Here is a 24897-nt window from a genome sequence, read left to right on the forward strand (position 1 = left end):
CATGACTTCGGATGCCGCTCAACGTGCCGTGATCACGGCGCCGCCGACCGCGTCCGGCGTCATCATCGGTGCCCCGGGCACCGGCAAGACGACGGTGCTGGTCGACCGCATCGTGCGGCTCATCGACGAGGAGGGGCTGCGGCCGGAAGAGGTGCTCGCGCTCACCCCGAGTCGACAGGCCGCGACGGCGCTGCGCGATCGCATCGGCGTGCGCGTGGGACAGGCGACCCCCGGCCCGCTCGCCCGCTCGCTCGGTTCGTTCGCCTTCCAGCTCGTCCGCGGGGCGATGGTGCGCGAGGGCGCCGAGCCGCCCGCGCTGCTGACGGGCGCCGACCAGGATCGCATCATCGCGGAGCTGGTCGCGGGAGACACGGAGGACGGCCGCATCGCCTGGCCCGAGTCGCTCAGTGCCTCCGTGCGGGCGTCGAGAGGATTCCGGTCGGAGCTGCGCGCGTTCCTGGCCGAGTGTACCGAGCTGGGCGTGCACCCCGAGGAGCTGCGGTCGTCGGGCAACGAGGTGTGGGCGGCCGCTGCGGAGTTCCTGGTGGAGTACCGCACGGTGCTCGACGCCCTGCGGTCGGCCCACCGCGACGCGGCCGACCTGCTCAGCGAGGCGAGCGCGATCCTGCGCACGGCCGATGCCGCCACCCTCGGCCCGCTCGCGCCCGTGCGCGCGGTGCTGATCGACGATGCGCAGGAGCTCACGCGCGGGGGCATCGCGGTCGTCCGCGCCCTGCTCGACCGCGGGGTCGCGGTGCTGGCCTTCGGCGACCCCGACATCTCGTCCGGGGCGTTCCGTGGCGCGAGCCCCGAGCTCTTCTCGCAGCTGGCGGGGGCGCTCGGCGACGTGCACGTGCTCGACGGGGCGCACCGACAGCACGCCGCGCTCACCGCGCTCACCCGCACCGTGACGCAGGCGATCGGGGTGTCGGGGCGCGTGGAGCATCGGCGGGCGCCCGCGCCGCTCGCGGGGGAGGACGAGGCCGCCGTCGTGTCCACCTTCCTCGCGCCGTCGCCCTACGAGGAGTTCGACCGCATCGCGGGGGTGATGCGCGACTGGCATCTGAGCGACGGAGTGCCGTGGGATCGGATGGCGGTGATCGCCCACGACACCCGTCAGGTCACCGCCCTGGAGACCGAGCTGGCGGCGCGGGAGATCCCCACGCGAGCCGCCGGGGTGCAGCGACCGCTCGGCAGCGAGGGGATCGTGCGCGACATCGTCGGGATCGTCCGTCTCGCGCTGACCCCCGACGAGGAGCGGACGGTACAGGCGTGGGAGGACGCACTGCGGACGCCGTTCGGGGGCATGGATGCGATCGCCCTCCGCCGACTCAGGGCGCGGCTGCGGCATCTCGAACTCGCCGACGGGGGATCGACGCCCGCGCGCGAACTGCTGCGTCAGGCTCTGTCGCAGCCCGCGACCCTCACCCTCATCGACGCCCCCGAGTCGCGCACGGCGGAGCGCTTCGCGGAGACGGTCGAGGCGGTCGCCAGGGCCGCCGCGGAGGGCGAGACCATCCACGATCTGCTGTGGCGCGTGTGGGAGCAGGCCAGGGCGGTGGACGGTCGCCGGCTGTCGGTGGCGTGGCGGGAGATCTCGCTGCTGCCGACCGGGGCGGAGACCGCGCGCTCGCTCGACGCGCTGGTGGCCCTGTTCGACGCGGCCAAGCGGTTCGTGGAGCGCACGCCGAACGAGAAGCCCGAAGTGTTCGTGCGCGACATCCTCGACAGCGAGGTCCCGGAGGACACGCTGTCGACGCCGGAGCGTCCCGGAACGGTCACCCTGCTCACCCCCGCGACCGCATTGGGCACGGAGTTCGACGCGGTCGTCGTCGCCGGGGTGCAGGACGGCGTCTGGCCCAACGTACGGCTGCGCGGCGGGCTCCTGCAGACGTGGCGGCTGCCCGGGGCGCTCGCCGCCGCCCGCACCGGTGTGCCCGACGAGCCGCCCGGTGTGCTCGACCGCCGACGGGCGGCCCTGCACGACGAGCTCCGTCTGTTCGTGCGGGCGATCTCGCGCGCCCGCGGCCGACTGCTGATCACGGCGGTCGACGACGATGACCTCACCCCCAGCCCGTTCTTCGGCTTCCTTCCGCCCCCGGAGCCCCCGGAAAGGCATGCGTCCGCGGAGCACCCGCTCACCCTGCGGGGCCTGGTCGCGCGCCACCGGCGCACGCTCACCACGGTGACGGCCGAGCCGCTGCGGCGCGAAGCCGCAGCGCAATTGGCGGTGCTGGCGCGGGAGGGCGTGCCGGGAGCCGACCCGGCCGAGTGGTACGGCGTGCGGCCGGCATCCACGCGGGCTCCGCTGCGCGACCTCGCGACCTCGGGTGCCCGCGTGTCGCCGTCGGCGGTCGAGTCGTTCGAGGAGTGCGGCCTGAACTGGGTGGTCTCGGCCCTCGGCGGCGACACCGTCATGCCCCCGACGGCGGGAATCGGCACGATCGTGCACGAGGCCATGGAGCGCGTGCCCGATGGCGACCTCGAGCGCATGCGGGCGATCGTCGCCGAGCACTGGCCGGAACTCGACTTCGAGACCGAGTGGATCGGACGCAAGGAGCGTCGTCGTGCCGACCTCTTCGTCGACCGGCTGCACACGTATCTCGGCGATGTCGCGCGCGACGGAGGCCGGGTTCTCGGCAGCGAGGTCGAGTTCCGGTTCGCGGTCGATGCCCGGGAGGGCGCGGAAGAGCCGACCGTGCATCCGGTCGACGAGGAGCGGGCACACCGGGCGATCGTGCACGGGTACATCGATCGGGTGGAGTCGTATCCCACCGGTGCGGGTGACCACCCGCACGCGCGAGGACGGGGATGGGAGCGCATGACCGGCGACGCCGAGGGCACGACCGTGGTCGTCGACCTCAAGACGGGCAAGACCGACCCGGAGACCGACGGTGCGGTGCGGGAGCATGCGCAGCTCGCGGCGTACCAGATCGCCGTGCAACAGGGGCTGGTGCCGGGTGCGACCCCGAGGTCGCTCGGCGGCGCGCGACTCGTGATCGTCTCCAAGACCCTGGCGAAGAGCGACTACCGCATCGCCCATCAGCACGCGCTCGACGGCGACGCGCGGCGGCAGTTCCTGCAGCGCGTGGCGGAGGTGGCGCGGGGCATGTCGGCCGCGGGGTTCACGGCCCAGGTCGAGTCGCACTGCGCCGACACGCAGCGCCGCGTGCACCCGTGCCGCATCCACACGGTCCCGGCGGTGAGCTCGTGACCGTGGCGGCGCCCGAGGTGGTGCTCTCGGCGACCGACATCGCCGCGGCGCTCGGCCTGCCCACGCCGACTCCCGCCCAGCAGGAGGTGATCGAGGCCCCGCTCGAGCCGGCACTCGTGGTGGCCGGGGCGGGCAGCGGCAAGACCGAGACGATGTCGGCGCGCGTGGTGTGGCTCGTGGCGACGGGTCGCGTGCGGCGCGACGAGATCCTCGGGCTGACCTTCACCCGCAAGGCCGCCGGCGAGCTGGCGGAGCGGATCGGTGCGCGTCTCGCGGTCGTCGACGAGTACGGCCGACGGGGACTGCTGCCGCACCTGCCCGCGATCGTCCGCAGCGACGCCCTCGACCGGGTGGCGGAGGCGGCGTCGGGACGGCAGCGCGACCTGGTGCGCGCCACGGTCCTCGACGACCTCGCCCGTCGGTTCGACACGGGTTGGGACCCGGCAGCGCCGCGGACGGCGGAAGACCTGATGATCCGACCGCGCGTGTCGACGTACAACGCGTTCGCGGACGGGATCGTGCGCGAGCATGCGGCCCGGATCGGCCGTGATCCCGATGTCGCCATGCTCAGCCAGGCGGCGTCCTGGATGCTGGCGCGGGAGGTGGTGCTCCGCAGCGACCTTCCGCAGCTGGAGGAGATCGACTACGCGCTCGGCACGGTCATCGACGCGGTGCAGCGCCTGGCCGGTGACGCGCTGGACCATCGGGTCGACCTCGCGCTGGCCGAGCGCATCGCGGTGGAGCAGGCGCGCGCGTTCGAGCCGTACCGGAGCAACGCCGACGTCGAGAAGGCGGCGATCAACCTGCTGAGCCTGCCCACGCTCACCGCCCTGGTGCGCGAGTACATCGCGGAGAAGCAGCGCCGGGGGGTGCTGGACTTCGCGGATCAGGTCGGCGGCGCCTACGACATCGTGGAGTCGGCCCCTGATGTGCGGGCCGAACTGCGCGAGCAGCACCGCGTCGTGCTCCTCGACGAGTACCAGGACACCTCGGTCATCCAGACCCGCTTCCTCGCCGAGCTGTTCCGCGATACGGCCGTCATGGCGGTGGGCGACCCGCATCAGTCGATCTACGGCTGGCGCGGAGCCAGCGCCGACAACCTCTACGCGTTCTCCCGGTCGTTCGCGAGCGCGGGGGCGGTGCGCACGTACAGCCTGATGACGAGCTGGCGCAACGACCGGGGCATCCTCGACATCGCGAACCGGGTGCTGGAGCCGCTGCAGCGCCCCGGACTGGACGTGCCGCCGCTGGAGGCGCGTCCCGGGGCGGGCGACGGCGGCGTGGAGGTGCGCTTCCCGCTCACGGTCGATGAGGAGGCGGCGGCGGTGGCGGACTGGTTCGTGCAGCGCCGCGCCGTACACGACGCGGGGGAGGGGGCGCGGGCCGGATCCCCGCACACGGGCGCGATCCTGTTCCGCTCGAAGCGTCACATGCAGACGTTCGCGGCGGCGCTGGCGGCCCGAGGGGTGCCGCACCGCATTCTCGGGCTGGGCGGCCTGCTCGCCACGCCGGAGGTGGTCGACGTGGTGTCCACACTGCGGGTCGTGCACGATCCCACCGCCGGTTCGGCCCTCATCCGGCTGCTGACCGGACCGCGTTTCGGGGTGGGAGTCGCCGACATGGCGGCGCTGTACGACCTCGGCCGCACGCTGGCCGAGCGCGACACGACGATGCTCCCGCTCCCGGACGAGGTACGGGTGCGGCTGCGTTCGTCGCGCGGAGCGGACGAGGCCGTGTCGATCGTGGACGCGGTCGACGTGGTGCGCGCGGTGCGAGACGACTACCGCCTGCTCGAGGCCATCACCCCGGAGGGCAGGGCGCGGATCCGCGCCGCGGGGGAGATGCTGGAGCGGTTGCGCCGCGCGTCGTCGCAACCGATCCCCGAGCTGATCCGTCTGATCGAGCTGGAGCTCCGCCTCGACATCGAGCTCGCCGCGAACGAGACCCGCGGACCGGCGCGGATCGCGGCGACGCAGTTGCGAGCCTTCGCCGACGAGGTCCGTGCGTTCCTCGCCGCCGACGACCGCGGCACGATCGGCAGCCTCCTCGCGTGGCTCGACAAGGCGGAGAGCACGGACGAACTGATGCCGCGTCCCGAGCCGCCGGAGCCGGGCGTGGTGCAGCTGCTCACGATCCACGGCTCCAAGGGGCTCGAATGGGATGCGGTGGCGGTGGTGCGACTCGTGGTGGACGAACTGCCCGGTCGCATCGCCGACACGTCGGGCTGGTTCGGGTTCGGCGTGGTGCCGTTCGAGCTGCGCGGCGATCGTGACGCGCTGCCGAGGTTCACGTGGGACCCGGAGGATGCGGTGGGTGCCGAGACCGATCCGGTCAAGCGGCAGAAGCTCGCGCAGGCGTCGCTGTCGGGCGGCGCCACCCAGGCGAACCCTCAGGGCGGCGCACTCAAGCGCTTCAAGGACGCCTACCGCGAGTACCAGCGCCAGGAGGAGCGGCGCCTGGCGTATGTCGCGATCACCCGCGCCCGGAGCGACCTGCTGCTGACCGGGGCGCACTGGGCGGGGCAGAAGGCGCCGCGCACTCCGAGCCCGTATCTGCTGGAGGCGATCGAGGTGCGGGGCCTCGCGCCGATCGATGGCGTGGACCCCGACGAGAACCCGTACGACGGTCCGGGTGCGACCTTGCACTGGCCGCTCGACCCGCTCGGCGCACGGCGACCCGTGGTGATGCCTGCCGCGGCGGCGGTCGAGGAGGAGCTGCGATCGGGCACCGCGACCCCCACGCCCGAGCTGCAGCGAATGCTGGCGGAGCGCGAGGCCCGCCAGCGGGGCACTGCGGCGGACGCTCCGACCCGTGTCCCTGCGTCGCGCTTCAAGGACTACGTCACCGACTACGCGGGAACGCTCGCGTCGATCGTGCGCCCCATGCCGGAGCGTCCCTATCGGCAGACGCGCCTGGGCACGCTGTTCCACGCCTGGGTCGAGCAGCGCTCCGAACTGGTGGGGGTCGGCTCCCGCGTCGATGAGGCGCTGTGGGAGCAGGACGAGGACGAGCCGTTCGCCGAGGCCGTGTTCGACGGCGCCGGCCCCGGCGCGGTGGCCGACGCCGCCGACCTCGCGGTGCTGCAGCGCACGTTCGAGCAGAGCGAGTGGGGGTCGTTGCAGCCCCTGGCGGTCGAGATCGAGATCGACTTCGCGCTTGGTGCGGGCGGGGAAGGGTACGAGGACGAGCGCGGACACATCGTGATCTGCAAACTCGATGCCGTGTACCGCCGCGCGGACCGTGGCGGCCGCATCGAGATCGTCGACTGGAAGACCGGCCGCGCGCCCCGGACGGCCGAGGAGCGGGAGGAGCGGATGCTGCAGCTCGCGCTGTACCGCCTCGCGTACCACCGGCGCTTCGGGGTGCCGCTCGACGAGATCGACGTGGCGCTGTACTACGTCGCAGACGACCTCGTCATCCGCGGGGACCGGGTCTATTCGGAGGAGGAGCTCTTCCAGCGCTGGAGTGCCGCGCGCGCCGCCCGCTGAGCCTCTTCGGAGTCGTCCCCGTCGTCCGCGCCTCCGTCGTGGCCGCCCGGGGTGGGCGCCGCGTCGGCGTCACGCGAGCCGTGCGTCCCCGCGAACCCGGAGCGCACGCCGGAGAGGTCCTCGGTGTCGAGCTCGACCGCGCTGAAGCGCGGGGCGTCGCCCGCCGGAGCCTCGGCGTCGCTCCGCGTCGCACGACTCCACGGCCTGGGCGCGTCCGCTTCTACCGGAGTGGAGCCGGGCTCCGCGTCGTCCCGCGCCTCGGCGTCCGCGACCCACAGGTCGTCGGGGTTGTAGGCGTCGGTCTGCATGGACGTGTCGACCTCGGGCGCGCGGGCGACCGGGACCCGGTCGAGTGCCTCCATCGCGGAGTCCACGCCGCTGCGGCGCTCGGCGGTCGCGATCCCGCGGTCGTTCAGGCCCTCCGCGAGAGCGGTGAGCAGTGCGGCGGCGTCGTCGACGATGTCGGGGCGGTGCAGCGCGTCGCCGTGAACCAGCCAGCGCGCGAACTCGAGCTCGGCGAGCAGCCGGGCACGGGCGTCGAGCCCGGCGTCGGGGCCACGGTCGACGGTGCGGGCATAGGCGGCCTGCACATCGGTGGCGGCATCCGGCGCGGCCGACAGCCAGGAGAGGTCGACCGCGGGGTCGCCCACCGCGAGCCCGTGCCAGCCCACCAGCCCGGTGACCCGGGGGCCCTCGTGCGGGTCGTCGTCGAACAGGAAGGAGGTCGCCTGCACCCCGCCGAGGACGACGGTGGACTCGAAGCGCCACAGCTCGTCGTCCGCGATCGCGTCGCGCCAGCGCACGGTGAGCCGCGCGGGGACGCGGCCGGTGGCGGCGGCGGTGTCGACGAGTCGTTCGAGCTCGGCGCGGCTCTCGTCGGCGCTGCGCGTGGGGAGCCCCGCGCCGCGGACGACGGAGGTGGGCATGCCGTGCACGGCGGCGATCGCGGCGCCCATCGACTCGGCGGCACCGCGGCCGGCGGGCACCATCGGCGCCTCGATCTGGAAGCCGGGCAGCAGCTCGGTCACCAGTGCGCGTCCGTCGCCCAGGCGCGTCTCGCCCACGTATGCCGGGGCGCGGAAGGGCAGCATGGCGCGGGCGCCGTCGGTGAGCGCGCGCAACGCGATGGCCTCGGCCGCGAGCTCGCGCGCCGCATCGTCGTCGTCGGCCACGCGGATCGCCAGTTCCCTGCCGTCGGCGAGAGAGGCGACGGCGGAGTCGAAGCGGCCGTCGCCGTCGGCGGTGAGCGCTCGGGTGCCCGTGACCTCAGCGCCGGGAAGTGCGGCCGTCACCGCCGCGGCTAGAGTGAATGGAGAGCGTCCCATGCCCCCAGGGTAGGTGGGCTCAGGGGCGGTCCCGCCTCCGCCACGCCCGTGAAAGGGGGAGTCGATGAGCATTCCGCGTCCGTTCTTCGACCGCGCAGCGGAGCTCCGTGAGGAGCCGGGCGTGATCGACCGTCTGCGCGACGATCCCCGGTCACGGGTGATCGTGGTGCGCGAGGGCCGCGTGCGCGTGCTCGACTCCGCCCTCGTCCGCGTCGCTCCCGACGCCGTGGGGGAGGCGACCTGGGCGCTGCTCGGCCGCGACGCCGACGGCGCGGTGCTGCTCCTGGCCGCCGCGCCGCCGGAGACCGACGCCCTCGACGCTGCTCCGGACGAGATCTGGCTCGGGCTGCGCGACCTGGGGGGCCGCATCGACGCCGGGGAGTCGGAGGTGCTGGTGGGAGCCGTCGCGCTCGCCGGCTGGTTGCGCGACGCGCCGTTCTGCCCGACCTGCGGCGGCGGTACCGAGCTGCGTCAGGCCGGCTGGTCGCGCCGCTGCCTGGTGTGCGGGCGCGAGCACTTCCCCCGGACGGATCCCGCGGTGATCGTCGCGGTCGAGAGCGCCGACGGTGAACGGCTGCTGCTCGGGGCAAACGCCAACTGGGGCGGCCGCATGTACTCGTGCTTCGCGGGCTTCACGGAGGCGGGCGAGTCGCTCGAGTCCACGGTGCACCGGGAGATCGAGGAGGAGTCGGGGGTGCGTCTCTCCGACGTGCGGTACGTCTCCTCGCAGGCGTGGCCGTTCCCCCGCTCGCTCATGGTCGGATTCCGGGCCGTCGTCGAGGACGAGGCGGCCGCCCGCGCGGACGGCGAGGAGATCATCGACGTGCGCTGGTTCACGCGCGACGAGATCGGTTCCGCGCTCGCGGGGGAGGGGCCGGTCGGTCTCCCCGGCCCCGCGTCGATCGCGCGCGCCCTGATCGTGCAGTGGTACGAGGAGCGCGCGTGAGCGCACTCGACGCCCTGGACGAGCGGCAGCGGGCAGCGGCCTCCGTCCTGCGGGGCCCCGTCGCCGTGCTCGCGGGGGCCGGGACGGGTAAGACCCGTGTGATCACGCACCGCATCGCCCACGGCGTCGACACCGGCGCGTACTCGCCGTCGCGCGTGATGGCGGTGACGTTCACGGCGAAGGCGGCCGGCGAGCTGCGCGGACGCCTTCGTGCCCTGGGGGTGGAGGGTGTCGCTGCTCGCACGTTCCATGCGGCGGCGCTCGCGCAGTTGAACTTCTTCTGGCCCACGCTGGCTGGCTCGCCCGCGCCGTCGATCATCGACAACAAGGTGCGCATGCTCGGGCAGGCGGCCGACGCGCTGCGCCTGCGACCGAGCACGGCGACCCTGCGTGACATCGCCTCCGAGATCGAGTGGCGCAAGGTGTCGATGCTGTCGATCGACCGGTACGCGGAGCTCGGCCGACCCGTCAGCGGGATCGACGCGGGACAGCTCGTCGAGCTGATGCGCGGCTACGAGGCGCTGAAGGACGAGCGGCATCAGCTCGACTTCGAGGATGTGCTGCTCGCGTGCGCCGGGATGCTCGAGGCGGAGCCGCGGGTCGCGGCCTCGGTGCACGAGCAGTACCGCCACTTCACGGTCGACGAGTTCCAGGACGTCTCCCCGTTGCAGAACCGACTGCTCGAGCTGTGGCTGGGCGACCGCCGCGATATCTGCGTGGTGGGCGACGCAAGCCAGACGATCTACTCCTTCGCGGGCGCCGAGCAGCGGTTCCTGCTCGAGTTCGAGCGCCGCCACCCGGATGCCACGGTCGTGCGACTGGAGACCAACTACCGCTCGCAGGAGCCCATCCTGACGGCGGCCAATGCGTTGATGCGGGGTCGACCCGGCGCACTCGAGCTCGTCCCGGCCCGCGAGCAGTTCACTGCGGACGCCCCGACCGTCACGGCGTACGACTCGGAGTCCGACGAGGCGGCGGGCATCGCGGCCGGTGTCGCTGCCCGGATCGCGGCCGGAGCATCGCCCGCCGAGATCGCGGTGCTGTACCGCGCCCACGCCCAGTCGGCCGTGCTGCAGCAGGCGCTCGCCGCGGAGGGTATCGCCACCTCGGTGCTCGGCGGCACCCGGTTCTTCGCGATGCCGGAGGTGCGGCAGGCGATCCTCGCACTGCGGGCCGCGGCCGTGGCCCCGACCGAGCATGGCTTCCTGCCCGGTGTCCGCCGCGTGCTGAAGGAGTTGGGTCTGACGCAGGAGCCGCCCGCCGCGGGTGGTGCGCAGCGCGACGGCTGGGAGGCGCGCCGGGCGATCCTGCGCCTGGCGGAGGAGGCGGGACCGGACGAGACGCTGCGGTCGTTCAGTGACGCGCTGATGGCGCGGGCGAAGGACCAGCACGAGCCGACGCTGCGCACCGTGACCCTGTCCACGCTGCACGCGGCGAAGGGCCTCGAGTGGCCGCACGTATACCTCGCGGGCTGGGCGGAGGGCGCGCTGCCGATCTCCTACGCCACGACGTTCGAGGCGATCGACGAGGAGAGGCGGCTGGCGTATGTGGGCGTCACGCGGGCCGCGCGAACGCTGGAGATCTCCTGGTCGCGATCGGCAGGTCGAGGGGAGCGGGCACCGTCGCGGTTCCTGGCCGAGATGGGGACGACGGCTCGCGGCACAGGCATTCTGCGCGAAACGACACCGAACGCCACACGCGCCGCCCGTCGGCGCTGACCCGCACGAGCCGGGCGGGGTCGGACGAGGCGAGCAGGACGGCCGTGAGTCGAGCGGCTTCGCCGACTCGCGACGCGGGGATGCGCCCGGGGTCGCGCCCGATCAGCTGACTGTGCACGAGGGGCCACGCGGGGTCGCGCTCGGTGTCCTCGATGTCGCGGCAGCTGAGACACGGCGTCTCGCCAGGAATCACCAGCGGGCCCACGGTCACACGTCCCGGCTCGAAGGCCAGGGGCAGGTGCGGGCGGTCCTCGCGCAGGTGCACGGCGAACTGCACGGCCGCTGCCGCTCCCGGTACCAGCACGACCGCGACGGCATCCGCCTGATCCGGAGCGCCCGCCGGAACGCCTTCGTCGGCCAGGGCCTCCCGCAGTCGTCCTTCGGCCCGCGGATCCGTGAGACCGAGGCTGCTCGTCCAGGCGGCCCGGAGGGGGGACGGGTCGTCGGTGAGTGCGGGGTCGACGAGGGCGAGCAGCCGGCGGGCGTCGTCCCAGGGGGCGCCCGCCGCATGGGCGATCACGTCGAACGCGCTGCGCCGGAATCCGCGGCGCATACGGCTGAGGAGCGGCTCCACCCAGAACTGCTCCGCGGGAAGGCGGAGGGTCCCGTCGTCGCCGAGTTGGAGCGTGGTGGCGTCGCGCCACAGCAGCGGTCGCGCCGGGTCGAGGCGGGTGAGGGTGGGCGGGGTGAGTGGCATCCGTCCGATTCTCGTGCGGACCGTCCGTGCGCGGAGAGCACGCGTGCGTATCGGTGGACAACTCGGGCGGGTGCCCGCGCTCGGGGAGGAGGAGTGCCGCGACGGTCGCGCCACGGCGGGCGGGCTCAGACCGGGCGGTCGCCCTCCGGTGCCGCATCGCCGTCCTGATCGCGGTCGTCGCGCTCCTCCGTGCCGTCGGCGGAGGTCGAGTCGCGCCCCTCCTCCTCGCCGGAGAAGTCGTCGCCGTCGAGCAGACGGGCGAGCGCCTCATCGAACTCGTCGGCCACGGGCTGCTCGCCGCGCTCGGCGGCCTGGAGCCGCCCGATGAGAGCCGTGGGGTCGTCGATGTCCTCGGCGCTCGGCATGAGGTCGGGGTAGTCCCACAGGGAGTCGCGCGCGGCCACGCCGACCGCGTCAGTCACGGCCTGCCACATCGCCGAGGCCTCCCTCATCCGCCGGGGGCGGAGCTTCAGCCCGACCAGGGCGCCGAGGGCGTCCTCCGCCGGGCCGCCGACCGCGCGGCGACGTCGCGCGGCCTCCGCGATCCGCGCGCCGTCCGGCAGCCGAGAGGTCGCCTGCGCGGTGACCACGTCGACCCATCCGTCGATCGTCGCGATGAGGTTCTCCAGCCGCGCGAGCGCCTCGCGCTGGGCCTCGGTCTGGGTGGGCAGCAGCGCGCCGCCCTCGATCGCGGCGCGCAGCTCCTCCGGGTCGGAGGGGTCGAGCCGGCTCGCCACGTCCTCCAGGGCGTCGACGTCCACCGTCACGCCGCGGGCGAAGTCGGTGATCTGCGCCATCACGTGCAGGTGCAGCCACTTGGCGTGCCGGTACAGCCGGGCGTACGCCAGCTCCCTCGTCGCGAGGTACAGCGCGATCTGGTCCTCCGGGATCTCCAGGCCCTCGCCGAACGCGGTCAGGTTCTGCGGGATCACGGCCGCGGTGCCGGCGGGGAGCACCGGGATCCCCACGTCACCGCCCGAGACGACCTCGAGCGACAGGTTGCCCAGCACCTGACCGAACTGCGCGGCGAACACCGAGCCGCCGAGTCCGCGCATCAGCCGCCCCGCGCCCTGCACCACGCCGCGCATCTCCTCCGGCACCTGCGTGTCCAGGGCCGAGGTCAGCGCGTCGGCGATGCTGGTCGACACGGGGCCGGCGATCTCCTTCCACACCGGCAACGTCTTCTCGACCCACTCGCCGCGGGTCATGGCGGTGGGCGCCTCGGCGAGCTCGGAGATCGTGGTCGCCTCGCCGAGCCAGAGGGTGGCGAGCGCGAAGGAATCCGCGATCGAGGTGCGCGAGCCGTCGGAGATGCCCTGGCCCTCGCGGTTGGCGATGTGCAGCGCCTGCCGCAGCGCGTTCTCCCACGGGTCGCCGCCGAACGCACCCTGGAGCTGCGCCATGATCGTCTGCATCATCGCGGGGTCGAGCGTGAACCCGTCCATGCCCTGGAAGGCGTCCCGCAGCGCTTCCGGGTCGATGTCGCCGCCGCCCTGGTTCGAGAGCATCCGGCGCAGGAACTCCTGGAAGTCCTCCGGGTTCGGGTCGTTGTCTGCCATGTCGCTCGCCCTCTCAGCACGTCTGTAGCCGTGGCATCTACGCTAGTCACAGGTTTCAGTGCGTGACCCCGGAGCGGGCAGATCGCTGTACGCCGCTCGCGAACGACGGAGGAATGCTGTGGAACGACCGCGCGCAGGAAAGCTCGGACTCGGTGTCTGGGCGCTGATCGTCGCGCTCGCCGCCCTGGCGGTGCTCACCTTCCTGCCGTCGCCGTACGTGATCCAGCGTCCCGGTCCCGTGTACGACACCCTCGGCACCGCCAAGAACGCCGACGGCGAGCAGGTGCCGCTGATCAGCGTCGAGGGTGCGGAGACGTACGAGACGGGTGGCACGCTGGACCTCACGACGGTGCAGGTGGTCGGCAACCGCGAGCGCACGCCCAGTTGGTTCGAGCTCGCGCTGGCCTGGCTCGACTCCTCGCGGGCGGTCGTCCCGCTCGACTCCGTGTTCCCGGAGGGGGTGACCACGGAGCAGCGCGACGAGCGCAACGCGACGCTCATGGTCGACTCGCAGCACGAGGCCACGGCTGCAGCGCTCAACGAGCTCGGCTACGACACCGGCGCGCAGGTGGTCGTCGTGGACGCGGTCGAGGACTCGCCGGCCGACGGGCTGCTGGAACCCGACGATGTGATCACCGCGGTCGACGGCACGCCCGTCACCTCGGCCACCCGGTTGCGCGAGGCGATCCAGGATGCGGGTGGCGACCCCGTCGCCCTCACCGTGCAGCGCGATGGCGCGGAGCAGGTGGTGGAGGTGACGCCCGAGAAGCACGAGGAGGGCGGGACCACGACCTGGCTGGTCGGCATCACCCTGCGCACCGACTACGACTTCGAGATCGACGTGACCATCCAGCTCGACAACGTGGGCGGCCCGAGCGCCGGCATGATGTTCGCGCTGGGCATCATCGACACGCTCACGCCCGGCGAGCTCAACGGCGGCAAGGACGTCGCGGGAACGGGCACGATCGACGCGGAGGGCGACGTCGGCCCCATCGGCGGCATCCGGCAGAAGCTCTACGGTGCGCGCGACGCGGGTGCCGACTACTTCCTGGCTCCGGCGTCGAACTGCGACGAGGTGGTCGGGCACGTGCCCGATGGCCTGCAGGTGATCCGGACGGCGACGCTGGAGGAGTCGCTGGCGGCGTTGGACGTCATCGCGGACGGCGGGGACACGAGCGGACTCCCGACGTGCGAGATCCCGGCCACCTGAGCCGGGTGGCCTTCCGCGCCGTGACGTCGCCGTGACCGGCGTGACAGCCTGCGCACAGCCGCCCGTGCCTAGGATGGAGGGGTGACCTCGACCTCAGCCCCGAACCCGGCCACGCCACGAACCTCTCGACGAATCCTCGGCATCTCGCTGGTGATCATCGCCGCGCTGATCGCGGCGTTCTTCGTCTTCGCTTCGCTCTACACCGAATTCCTCTGGTTCGACCAGGTCGGGTTCACCGGCGTGCTGACCACGCAGTGGATCGCGACGGCGGTGATGTTCGTCGTCGGCTTCCTCGGCATGGCGGTCCCGCTGTTCGTCGTCATCCAGCTGGCCTACCGTCTGCGCCCGGTCTACGTGCGTCTGAGCTCGCAGCTCGACCGCTATCAGGAGGTCATCGAGCCGCTGCGCCGCCTGGCCATGTGGGGCATGCCTATCTTCTTCGGACTGTTCGCGGGCTTCGCGGCGGCGGGCAACTGGAAGACGGTGTGGCTCTGGGCGAACGGTGTCGCCACCGACACGGTCGACCCGCAGTTCGGCGTCGACACGGGCTTCTACATGTTCGCGATGCCGTTCTACTCGATCCTGCTCGCGTTCGTGTCGGCCGTGCTGCTGCTGAGCTTGCTGGTCACCGCGCTCGTGTCGTACCTGTACGGCTCCGTGCGCATCGGCCAGGGCGAGCTGCGCATCTCCAAGCCGGCGCGCATCCAGCTCGCCGTGATCGCCGGCCTCTATCTCCTGGTGCAGGCCGCGAGCCTCTGGCTCGACCGCTTCAAGACCCTCGTCACGCCGGACGACCGCATCACGGGTGCCGCGTACACCGGTGTGAACGCGACGATCCCCGGCCTGGCGATCCTCGCGATCATCGCCGCCGTGGTCGCGATCCTCTTCTTCGTCACGGCCGTCATCGGGCGCTGGCGGTTCCCGCTCGCCGCGACGGCGCTGCTCATCGTGGCCTCGCTGGTCGTGGGCGTCGGCTACCCCTGGGTGGTCACCACCTTCCAGGTGAAGCCGAACCAGAACGCGTACCAGGCGGAGTACTACCAGCGGAACATCGACGGCACGAAGGAGGCCTACGGGGTCGCGAACCTCGAGACCACCGCCTTCGAGGCCGAGACCGATGCGGCGGCCGGCCAGCTGCGGGCCGACGCCGAGACCACGGCGTCGATCCGCATCATGGACCCGAAGGTCATCCCGCCGACCGTGCGTCAGCTCGAGCAGTACCGCGGCTACTACCAGTTCCAGACCACGATGGACGTCGACCGCTATGAGATCGACGGCGTCATGCAGGACACGGTGGTCTCGGTGCGCGACCTCGACATGTCGGGCCTCGGCGACGGCGACAACTGGAACAACCGCGTCGCGGTCTACACCCACGGCTACGGCCTCGTGGCCGCGGCGGGCAACCAGCGCACGAGCGACGGTGAGCCGGTGTTCCTCGAGCGCGGCATCCCGAGCTCGGGCTTCCTGACCGACCGCGAGAACTTCGAGCCGCGCGTCTACTTCGGCGAGAACTCCCCGGAGTACTCCATCGTCGGCGCCCCGGAGGGCTCCGAGCCGGCGGAGATCGATTACCCGCGCGGCAAGGACGGCTCGAGCGAGACGAAGACGACCTTCGACGGCGACGGCGGTCCGAAGATCGGCGACACGTTCACGAAGCTGCTCTACGCGCTGAAGTTCCAGTCGGAGCAGATCCTGTTCTCGAACCTGGTGAACGACGAGTCGCAGATCCTGTACGACCGCGACCCGAAGACGCGCGTGCAGAAGGTCGCTCCGTACCTCGAGCTCGACAGCGACCCGTACCCGAGCGTCGTGGACGGTCGCATCGTCTGGATCGTGGATGGCTACACCACCAGCTCCACGTACCCCTACTCGACGAGCGTGAGCCTGTCCGACGCGATCGCCGACTCGAACGTCACCTCGCCCTCGCTCGCGATCGACGACATCAACTACATCCGCAACTCGGTCAAGGCCACCGTCGACGCCTACGACGGCTCGGTCACGCTCTACGCGTGGGACGAGGAGGACCCGGTGCTGCAGACGTGGCAGAAGGTGTACCCGTCGACGCTCAAGCCGATCAGCGACATGTCGGGCGAGCTCATGAGCCACGTGCGCTACCCGACCGACCTGTTCAAGGTGCAGCGCGACATCCTCGGCATTTACCACGTCGACAAGGCCGGCTCGTTCGCGCAGCAGGACAACCGCTGGCAGACGCCGAACGACCCGCGCAGCGAGGCGATGCTGCAGCCGCCGTACTACCTGACGATGCAGATGCCCGGTCAGGACCAGCCCCGGTTCTCGATGTTCTCGACCTTCATCCCGGCGTCGCAGGGCGCGGGAGGCAGCCGAGACGTGCTGATGGGCTACCTCGCGGTGGACTCGGACGCCGGGTCGGAGAAGGGCGTGAAGGCCGACGGGTACGGGCAGTTGCGCATGCTCGAGATCGACACCGACACCACGGTGCCCGGCCCCGGTCAGGTGCAGAACACCTACAACTCGGACACCGCCGTGGTGCCCCAGCTGAACCTCCTCCAGCAGGGGGAGTCCGAGGTGATCTACGGCAACCTGCTCACGCTGCCCGTCGGCGGCGGTCTGCTCTACGTGCAGCCGGTGTACGTGCAGTCGTCGGAGGGCACGCAGCTGCCGCGTCTGCAGAAGGTGCTGGTCGCGTTCGGCGACCGGGTCGCGTTCGAGAACACGCTCACCGAGGCGCTCGACACGCTGTTCGGCGGTGACTCCGGTGCCACCGGTGGTGATGACGAGGTCGAACCGACGGATCCGGGCACCGATCCGGGCACGACGGATCCGGACACGGGGGAGACCCCGACCGAGCCGACCGCGCCGACGGACGCCCAGGCCGACGCGCTGGCTGCTGCGCAGCAGGCCCTGCTCGACCGGCAGGCGGCGCTGGCCGAGGGTGACCTCGAGAAGTTCGGTGAGGCCGACAAGCGCCTCACGGCGGCCGTCGAGAAGCTTCTGGAGCTGGAGGGCGCCGCAGGGCAGTGATCCTGAGAGGCTGAGACGAATGGGCGTCCCTGCGGGGGCGCCCATTCGCGTATCCGCCGGACGGACAGAGGGCGGGCGGGGCCAGCGCGCGCAGGGAAAGGCGAAGGCCCCTGATCGGATTTCTCCTGATCAGGGGCCTTCTCTTGTTGCGGGGACAGGATTTGAACCTGCGACCTCCGGGTTATGAGCCCGGCGAGCTACCGAACTGCTCCACCCCGCGGCACAAGAAGTAACTTATCACGGATTCCGAGGGTCGTCGAATCGAGCGCGGGAGTCCCGGGGGTGCGAGAGGATGGGGCCATGTCCGAGACCGCCGTCGCCGTCGCCGTGTGCCAGTTCGCCCCGACCGCCTCCCGCGAGGACAACCGCGACACGATCGCGGCGCTCACCGCCGAGGCGGCGGCGCGTGGTGCGAAGCTCGTCGTGTTCCCCGAGTACGCGAGCTACTTCGTCGACCCGCTCGACGAGAGTCTCGCCACGCACGCGGAGACACTCGACGGCGACTTCGTGTCCACGCTCACCGCTCTCGCGGGGGAGTACGCGGTCGTGATCGTCGCCGGGCTCGTGGAGCGGGCGTCCACCGAGGGGCACGTGCGCAACGCCGTCGTGGCCGTGGACGGGAGCGGCGTGCTCGCGGTCTACCGGAAGCAGCACCTGTACGACGCCTTCGGTCAGACCGAGTCCGACTGGATCGAGGCCGGCGAGCTGACGGAGCCCGCGGTGTTCGAGGTCGCGGGGCTGCGCTTCGGGCTGCTCACCTGTTACGACCTCCGGTTCCCCGAGGTCGCCCGGCTCCTGGCGGTCGCGGGCGTCGACGCACTGGTCGTCCCGGCGGAGTGGGTGCGCGGTCCACTCAAGGAGCATCACTGGACGACGCTGCTCGCGGCGCGCGCGATCGAGAACACGGTCTATGCGGTGGCGGCCGATCACCCGGCACCGATCGGGGTCGGGCATTCGCAGATCGTGGATCCGCAGGGGGTCGTCCTGGCCGGAGTGGGCAGCGCGCCCGGCATGGCGGTCGGCGTGGTGGAGCGCTCGGCCGTCGAGCGGGTGCGGCAGGTGAACCCGGCGCTGCGCCTGCGCCGCTACGACGTCGTGCCGCGCTGAGGACCCGCGTCAGGCGGAGGCGAGGCGGCGGGCGGCCTCCTCGAGCACCTCGGTGCGTTTGCAGGCGGCGAAACGCACGAGTCCGGCGTAGTCGGCCCGATGCTCGGCCGACACGAAGGCCGTGAGAGGAATCGCGACGACGCCCGCCCGCTCCGGGAGGGTGCGGCAGAACGCCGCGGCATCCGACCCGCCTAGTGCGCTGGCGTCGGCCACCGTGAAGTAGCCGCCGCGGGGCGCGTGCACCACGAAGCCCGCGGCGCGCAGGCCGTCCCCGAGGATCTCGTGCTTGTGGGCCAGCGTGGTGGTGGCGTCGCGGAAGAACGCGTCGTCGAGGCGGAGTCCCCGTGCCACAGCCGGCTGGAACGGTGAGCCGTTCACATACGTGAGGTATTGCTTCACGGTCAGGACGGCGGTGATGAGCGCCGCAGGTCCGTGCACCCAGCCGATCTTCCATCCCGTGGCCGAGAAGGTCTTGCCCGCGGACGAGATGGTCAGCGTGCGCTCGGCCGCGCCGGGCAGGGTCGCGATCGGCGTGTGGGGGCCGTCGAAGGTCAGATGCTCGTACACCTCGTCGGTGACGATGACGGCGTCGTGGAGCTCAGCCAGCCGGACGATCTCGGCCAGCACCTCGGGGCCGAACACCGCTCCGGTCGGATTGTGAGGGTCGTTGACGAGGATGAGGCGCGTGCGGTCGGTGACGGTCGCGGCGAGCTGTGCGAGATCGGGCTGGAAGTCCGGCGCGCGCAGGGGGACGGTCCGCAGCCGGGCCCCGGCCAGGGCGACCGCTGCGGCGTAGGAGTCGTAGTACGGCTCGAACACCACGACCTCGTCGTCGGGGCCGTCGATCAGTGCCAAGAGCGTCGCGGTGAGCGCCTCGGTCGCGCCTGCTGTGACGATGACCTCGGTGTCCGGGTCGACCTCGAGACCGTAGAACCGCCGCTGGTGCTCGGAGATCGCGGTGAGCAGGTCGGGGAGGCCTCGTCCCGGCGGGTACTGATTGGCGCCGGAGGCGATCGCCGCCCTCGCTGCCTCGAGCACCTCCGCGGGCCCGTCCTCGTCGGGGAAGCCCTGGCCGAGGTTGATCGCGCCGGTTCTGGCCGCCGCGGCGGACATCTCTGCGAAGATGGTGGGCGCGACGGTCCCGTCTGCGGACAGCAGGCCCGCACCGGCCGCCGTGCGCTGCCATGCGCCAGGTATGACACTCATGAAGAACAGGCTAAGGCCATAGCCGAAACTCACGCTCGACATACGAAACGCACAGGCACACGCGCCATCCTGAAGGGGCGTCGAAGGAGCAGACACCATGAACGAAGACAACCCCCAGGACCACACCGCACCCGCGTCGAACGATGCCGTGCCCACCCCGCCCGTCCCGCCGATCCCGTCCGGCGACGGGCACTCGACCGCCGCCGGCCCGACCGCACCGAACGCGAACCACACGTCGGGGCCCGCGCCCGCGCAGGGACACGAGGTGCCGTCGACGTTCGCGTCGCACGCCCCGGTCGCCCCGATCGTCGCGCCGGTTCCGCACGGCCTCGCTGCGCCGGGCTCGACCCCGAACGCTCCGGGCGCCGCATTCGGCGTCCCGGCCACCGCACCCTCCGGCGCCCACGCGCCGTCCGACGGCAACGCCCCCGCGGCGACGAAGGAGAAGTCCCGCGGAGGAACGCGCATCGCCGCGTTCGTCGTCGCGGCCGCCCTCGTGGGAGGTGTCGCCGGGTTCGGCGGCGGTGCGCTTCTCACGGGCCTGCAGGATCGCCCGTCGTCCGGCACCGCGCAGGGCCCGCAGACCGTCACCGTGAACAACCCCGGATCGGTCAACGAGACCACGGCCGTCGCCACCGCCGCCCTCCCCTCCGTCGTCACGATCGAGGTCGCGGGATCGCAGGAGGCCGGCAGCGGCTCCGGTGTGATCATCAGCAAGGACGGCTACGTGCTCACCAACACGCACGTCGTGACGCTCGGCGGTGCCGTGGCCGACCCGACCATCCGGGTGACCGCATCGGACGGCCGCATCTACGACGCCACCGTCGTGGGCACCGACCCGATCTACGACCTCGCGGTCATCAAGCTCACCGACGCGAAGGACCTCACCCCGATCGAGTTCGCCGACTCGTCGAAGCTCAACGTCGGAGACACCGCGGTCGCGCTCGGCGCCCCGCTCGGCCTGGCGAACTCGGTCACGACCGGTATCGTGAGCGCGCTGAACCGCAGCATCCAGATCGCCTCGTCGGCGCTGCCGGACTCCTCGTCCGAGGATGCGCCGGAGCAGCAGTCGCCGCAGGAGGGCCAGGGCCCGTTCCAGTTCGACATCCCGGGCAGCGGCGGCCAGCAGACGACGGACTCCATCTCGGTGGCCGTGATCCAGACGGACGCCGCGATCAACCACGGCAACTCCGGCGGTGCGCTCGTCAACAGCAAGGGCGAGCTGATCGGGATCAACGTCGCGATCGCCAGCTCGGGCAACTCCGAGGACTCGGGATCGATCGGCATCGGCTTCGCGATCCCCTCGAACATCGCCAAGCGCGTGTCCGAGGAGATCATCGCCGACGGTGCCGCCACGCACGGGCTGCTCGGCGCCTCGGTCCGCGACGCCTCGGGTGTTGAGGGAGCCACGGTGTCCGGGGCGTACATCGCCGACGTCACGCCCGGGGGCGCCGCGGCGGACGCCGGTCTGAAGGCCGATGACGTGGTCACCGAGTTCAACGGCGTCCCCATCACGGGCGCCACCGACCTCACCGCGCAGGTGCGCGCGGCGGCTGCGGGCAGCAAGGCCACCGTCACGTACGTGCGCGGCGGCAAGGAGTACGACGTCGACCTGACGCTCGGGACGCTCGCCGGCTGAGGCACCCTGCTCCGGACGGAGGGACGCCACCTCGCGCGATAGGCTCGCGGGGTGGCGTCCTTCTCTTTCGGCACCGGCAATGCGGCCAAGTTGCTCCGCATCCCGCTGTACGCCCTCGGACGCCTCGGCACACTGCTCGTCCCCCGGGGCCGGCGCTGGGTCTTCGGCTGCGGCGCCGGGATCGGCGACGGAGCTCTTGCGCTCCAACGTCACGCCGCCGCTCTCGGTCACGACACGCTCTGGCTCACGGCCGACGACCGCGAGGCGCGCGACGCCGCTGCGCTGGGCATCCGCACCGTTCCCCGCTCGGGGCTGCGCGGCTGGTGGGCGACCGCGCGGGCCGGAGTCGTCGTGGTCACGCACGGACTCGGTGATGTGAACCGGTACGCGAACGGCGGTGCGTTCGTGGTGCAGCTGTGGCACGGCATCCCGCTCAAGCGCATCGGGCTCGACTCGCCCGCGACGACACAGGTTCCGCCGGTTCCGGGTGCCCCGCTGCTGCGGCGCCTCATCGGGGTGCTCTACCGCGCAACGGCGCAGCGCATCCGTGTGCTGCCCGCGGCGTCCGACCGGGCCCGCGGGCGCCTGGAGTCGGCATTCGGACTGGGCGACGACCGGGTCGTGGTGACCGGCGAGCCGCGCGTGGACGTGCTGTCCGCCGGCACCGAGGCGGAACGCCGCGCGGCGGCGCGCGCCGTGCTGGTCGGTGCCGCGGGGGAGTTGCCGCCCGCCGCGCGGATGCTGCTGTATGCGCCGACGTGGCGTGACGGCGCTCCCGATCCGTCCGTCCCGACCGCTCAAGAGTGGATCGAGGTCGTGCGGCTGCTGGAGCGCCACGATGCTGTGCTCCTGGTGCGGTCGCACCCCCTGGGCGCCGGCTCCTACGCGCCGCCCCTGCCGACCGCCAGGGTCCGGATGTTGCCGAGCGCGGTGCTCCCCGATGTGACACCGGCTCTCGCCGCGGTCGACGTGCTGGTCACGGACTACTCGTCGCTGGCGTACGACGTCGGACTGCTGCGCATGCCGGTCGCGTTCCTGGCGCCCGACGCGGAGGAGTACGCCCGCACCCGGGGCTTCTATGGACGCTACGCGGATGTCGCCACGACCGGTGCGGCCGAGGGATGGCAGGCGCTGCTGTCGGAGCTCGACGCGCTCCTGGGGGATCCCGCCGCCTTCGCCGATGCCGCGACGCGGTCCGCTACGCTCAGCGCGGAGATGCACGCGTTCCGCGACGGGGAGAACACCCGTCGCGTCTACCGGGCGATCCGCTCGCGGGGTGTGCCCGCGCCGAAGGGAGCAGCATGACGACGGCCCGCATCGATGTCGAGGCGGAGGCGCTGATCATCGCCGGGCCCGGCCAGCGACCCGGTATCGCCGAGCTCGCAGGACCGCGGGCGCGGGTGTCCGCCCGCCTGACCGGTGGCGGCAAGACGTGGAAGGCGACGTTCCCGCTGCGGGCGTCGCGGTGGGGCGGGCCCGAGCTGCCGCTGCCGTCGGGCGAGTACGCGCTGTCGATCGAGGGCGTGGATGTGACGGAACTCCGCATCGCTCCCGTCGTCCTGCGCGGCGTGCGGATCGCGGTCGACGGCGCCACGGTGCGCATCGCGGCGCCGGTCGATCCGGTGTACGACACCCCGGAGGGGCGATCGACGCTCGAGGAGCGCTACGTGTCGCAGGCCGGCGGCACCGAGAACGCGGTGTTCTTCGAGAGCTTCTACGGCCGCAGCGTCGGCTGCAACCCGCGGGCCATCGACCGCGAGCTCGCGCAGCGGGCACCGGAGGTGCGGCGCTACTGGAGCGTGGTCGATCTGTCGGTCGCCGTGCCCGATGGTGCGATCGCGGTGGTGGAGGGCAGCCCGGAGTGGTGGCGTGCCCGCGGTGCCGCACGTCTGCTGATCGTGAACGACTGGCTGCGCCGACGGTTCGCGCGCAAGCCGGGACAGAAGGTGCTGCAGACGTGGCACGGCACCCCGCTCAAGCGGCTCGCCCTGCACCGCCCCGGCTTCGACCCGCGCCGCATGGCGGCCGTGGTGAAGGAGTCCAGGCGGTGGGACGTGCTGCTGGCGCAGAACACCTACGCCGAGCGCATCCTCCGCAAGGCCTACGCGTTCTTCGGTCGTCCGATCTGGGTCGACGGCTACCCCCGCAACGACGCGCTGATCACGGGCGACCCTGCGGCGGTGCGTGCGGCGCTCGGCATCGGCGACGAGGAGCGCGTGCTGCTGTACGCGCCCACCTGGCGTGACGACCGCGCGGAGATGGTCGACTTCGTCGACCCCGAGCTCCTCGCCCGTCAGGCGAACGCGGTGGTGCTCGTCCGCGGGCACTCCCGCACGCTCGAGCAGGGGAGGGACAGGGCAGGGGCCCGTGTGATCGATGTCACGGGCTACCCGGAGACATCCCAGTTGCTGCTCGCCGCCGACGCCCTCGTTACCGACTACTCGTCCGTGATGTTCGACTTCAGCGTGACCGGCAAGCCGCTCTACTTCCTGGTCCCCGACCTCGACCACTACCGCGGGCAGCTGCGCGGGTTCTACTTCGACCTCGCCGAGCGGGCTCCCGGTCCGCTGGTGCGCACGCAGGACGAGCTGGTGGCTGCGCTCGACGATCCCGAGCACGAGCAGAGGTACGCGGAGCGCTATGCGGCGTGGCGTCGGCAGTTCAACACGCGCGACGACGGGCACGCGGCGCGACGGGTCGTCGACCGCATCCTCGACCTGGGGTTCGTGACCCGCTGATCACCCCGCAGGTCAGGGCAGCGGCGTGTTGCGGCTGCCCAGGCGCGAGGCGTCCACCGTGTCTCTGGCACCGCGCAGCACGCCGGTCAGGAACCCGAGCCCCCAGGACAGGTGCATGGTGGGCAGCACCGCGAGAGTCCACAGCCGTTGCCGCAGGTCTCCGCCGCCGCGCGCACAGGCGACGGCCACCACGAGCAGGACGTACAGGACGATCGGACCGTAGACGAGCACGGACGCCAGGATCGACGCCACCCCGCCGAGCACGCCCGTGAGCTGCAGCACGCCGACGACCACCGCCAGCACCACGAGCAGCACGAGGGCGGGCGGCGCGAAGTAGCGGAGGCCGTTGCTGCGGCCGAACCGCCGGACGAGCTCCCCACGCCACGCCCCGGTCGCCCGGAACTGTCGCGCCAGGCGCAGCCAGTTCTCGCGCGGCCAGTAGGTGACGGACAGCTCCGGGTCGAACCAGACCGCGTGGCCCGCCTGCCGGATGCGCAGGTTGAGCTCCCAGTCCTCGCCGCGGCGGATGGTCTCGTCGAACAGGCCGACCTCGTCGAGCACCGCGCGGCGCATCACCCCGAGGTAGGCCGACTCGGCCTCGCCCTCGGTGCGGCCTCCGTGGTACGCGCCTCCGCCGAGTCCGACGGGGGAGTTGTAGAGCCGGGCGACGGCCTTCTGGAACGGCGTGCGGCCCTCCGCGTGCATGACGCCGCCCACGTTCGCCGCTCCCGTGCGTGCGAGCGTCTGCAGGGCGTGGGCCGCGTAGCCGGGGGCGAGTTCGGAGTGCGCGTCGACCCGAACGATCGTGGGGTAGCGGCTTGCGCGGATGGCGGCGTTGAGCCCGACCGGGATGTGGGCGGCGGGGTTCTCGACGAGCCGGATGCGGTCGTCGGCGGCGGCCAGACCGCGTGCAAGCTCGGTCGTGCCGTCGGAGGAGGGCCCGAGAGCGAGGACCAGCTCGGTCGGACCCCCGACCTCCTGCGCGAGGACGGACTCGACCGCGTGCCGAAGGTAGGCGCGCTCGTTGAGCACCGGCATCACGAACGA

At 72.3% G+C, this 24897-nt stretch carries 14 protein-coding genes and 1 tRNA gene; 10 read left to right on the forward strand and 5 right to left on the reverse strand.

Features of this window, described 5'->3' with window-relative positions; translation table 11 throughout:
• The first annotated feature begins 1 nt into the window (after position 1).
• Together KV394_RS11250 and KV394_RS11255 are read left to right on the forward strand one after the other, a co-directional pair.
• A complete protein-coding gene (locus KV394_RS11250; RefSeq protein ID WP_247981472.1) occupies positions 2-3214 on the forward strand; it encodes an ATP-dependent helicase in 3213 nt (1070 codons plus the stop codon).
• Positions 3178-6702: an ATP-dependent DNA helicase gene (locus KV394_RS11255; RefSeq protein WP_247981473.1), complete on the forward strand. Its 3525-nt coding sequence runs from the start codon at positions 3178-3180 to the stop codon at positions 6700-6702. The genes KV394_RS11250 and KV394_RS11255 overlap by 37 nt, the downstream gene beginning before the upstream one ends.
• Here KV394_RS11255 and KV394_RS11260 read toward each other — a convergent pair.
• Positions 6648-7994 carry a protein kinase family protein gene (locus KV394_RS11260; protein WP_247981474.1) on the reverse strand — a complete coding sequence of 449 codons (1347 nt, stop codon included), beginning with the start codon at positions 7992-7994 and terminating at the stop codon, positions 6648-6650. The genes KV394_RS11255 and KV394_RS11260 overlap by 55 nt on opposite strands.
• A gap of 97 nt (positions 7995-8091) precedes the next feature.
• Here KV394_RS11260 and nudC point away from each other — a divergent pair, with 97 nt between their 5' ends.
• Both nudC and KV394_RS11270 read left to right on the forward strand, forming a co-directional pair.
• Complete coding sequence (gene nudC / locus KV394_RS11265) at positions 8092-8973, forward strand: NAD(+) diphosphatase (RefSeq protein ID WP_206251503.1); 882 nt, start codon at positions 8092-8094, stop codon at positions 8971-8973.
• The gene (locus KV394_RS11270) at positions 8970-10691 is read left to right on the forward strand and encodes an ATP-dependent helicase (protein WP_247981475.1); all 1722 of its coding nucleotides are present in this window, start codon (positions 8970-8972) and stop codon (positions 10689-10691) included. The genes nudC and KV394_RS11270 overlap by 4 nt, the downstream gene beginning before the upstream one ends.
• Positions 10692-11513: 822 nt before the next feature.
• Here the strand turns inward: KV394_RS11270 and KV394_RS11275 are convergent.
• Positions 11514-12947: a zinc-dependent metalloprotease gene (locus tag KV394_RS11275; RefSeq protein WP_247981476.1), complete on the reverse strand. Its 1434-nt coding sequence runs from the start codon at positions 12945-12947 to the stop codon at positions 11514-11516.
• A gap of 118 nt (positions 12948-13065) precedes the next feature.
• On the opposite strand from KV394_RS11275, the gene KV394_RS11280 reads away from it, so the two are divergent.
• Positions 13066-14157 (forward strand): YlbL family protein, encoded by a 1092-nt coding sequence (locus KV394_RS11280; protein ID WP_136035596.1) that lies wholly within the window; start codon positions 13066-13068, stop codon positions 14155-14157.
• Positions 14158-14238: 81 nt separating this feature from the next.
• Complete coding sequence (locus KV394_RS11285; protein ID WP_247981477.1) at positions 14239-17160, forward strand: UPF0182 family membrane protein; 2922 nt, start codon at positions 14239-14241, stop codon at positions 17158-17160.
• A gap of 146 nt (positions 17161-17306) precedes the next feature.
• On the opposite strand, the gene KV394_RS11290 is transcribed toward KV394_RS11285, so the two are convergent.
• Positions 17307-17380, reverse strand: a tRNA-Met gene (locus KV394_RS11290).
• Positions 17381-17460: 80 nt separating this feature from the next.
• Here KV394_RS11290 and KV394_RS11295 point away from each other — a divergent pair.
• Complete coding sequence (locus KV394_RS11295) at positions 17461-18267, forward strand: carbon-nitrogen hydrolase family protein (RefSeq protein WP_136044825.1); 807 nt, start codon at positions 17461-17463, stop codon at positions 18265-18267.
• Positions 18268-18276: 9 nt separating this feature from the next.
• On the opposite strand, the gene KV394_RS11300 is transcribed toward KV394_RS11295, so the two are convergent.
• Positions 18277-19473, reverse strand: coding sequence for an aminotransferase class I/II-fold pyridoxal phosphate-dependent enzyme (locus KV394_RS11300; RefSeq protein ID WP_247981478.1), 1197 nt, complete (start codon positions 19471-19473; stop codon positions 18277-18279).
• Between the two features lie 97 nt (positions 19474-19570).
• On the opposite strand from KV394_RS11300, the gene KV394_RS11305 reads away from it, so the two are divergent.
• From KV394_RS11305 to KV394_RS11315, 3 genes are read left to right on the forward strand one after another with little or no spacing between them, the layout of a single operon-like run.
• Complete coding sequence (locus tag KV394_RS11305) at positions 19571-21112, forward strand: S1C family serine protease (protein WP_247981479.1); 1542 nt, start codon at positions 19571-19573, stop codon at positions 21110-21112.
• 51 nt (positions 21113-21163) lie between these two features.
• Positions 21164-22417: a CDP-glycerol glycerophosphotransferase family protein gene (locus KV394_RS11310; protein WP_247981480.1), complete on the forward strand. Its 1254-nt coding sequence runs from the start codon at positions 21164-21166 to the stop codon at positions 22415-22417.
• Positions 22414-23850, forward strand: a complete 1437-nt coding sequence (locus KV394_RS11315; protein ID WP_247981481.1) for a CDP-glycerol glycerophosphotransferase family protein — start codon at positions 22414-22416, stop codon at positions 23848-23850. Before KV394_RS11310 ends, KV394_RS11315 begins: the two co-directional genes overlap by 4 nt.
• Before the next feature lie 12 nt (positions 23851-23862).
• On the opposite strand, the gene KV394_RS11320 is transcribed toward KV394_RS11315, so the two are convergent.
• Positions 23863-24888 carry a glycosyltransferase family 2 protein gene (locus tag KV394_RS11320; RefSeq protein ID WP_136030000.1) on the reverse strand — a complete coding sequence of 342 codons (1026 nt, stop codon included), beginning with the start codon at positions 24886-24888 and terminating at the stop codon, positions 23863-23865.
• Between the last annotated feature and the right edge of the window lie 9 nt (positions 24889-24897).

Origin of the sequence: Microbacterium sufflavum (assembly GCF_023101165.1) — a bacterium.
GTDB lineage: Bacteria > Actinomycetota > Actinomycetes > Actinomycetales > Microbacteriaceae > Microbacterium > Microbacterium sufflavum.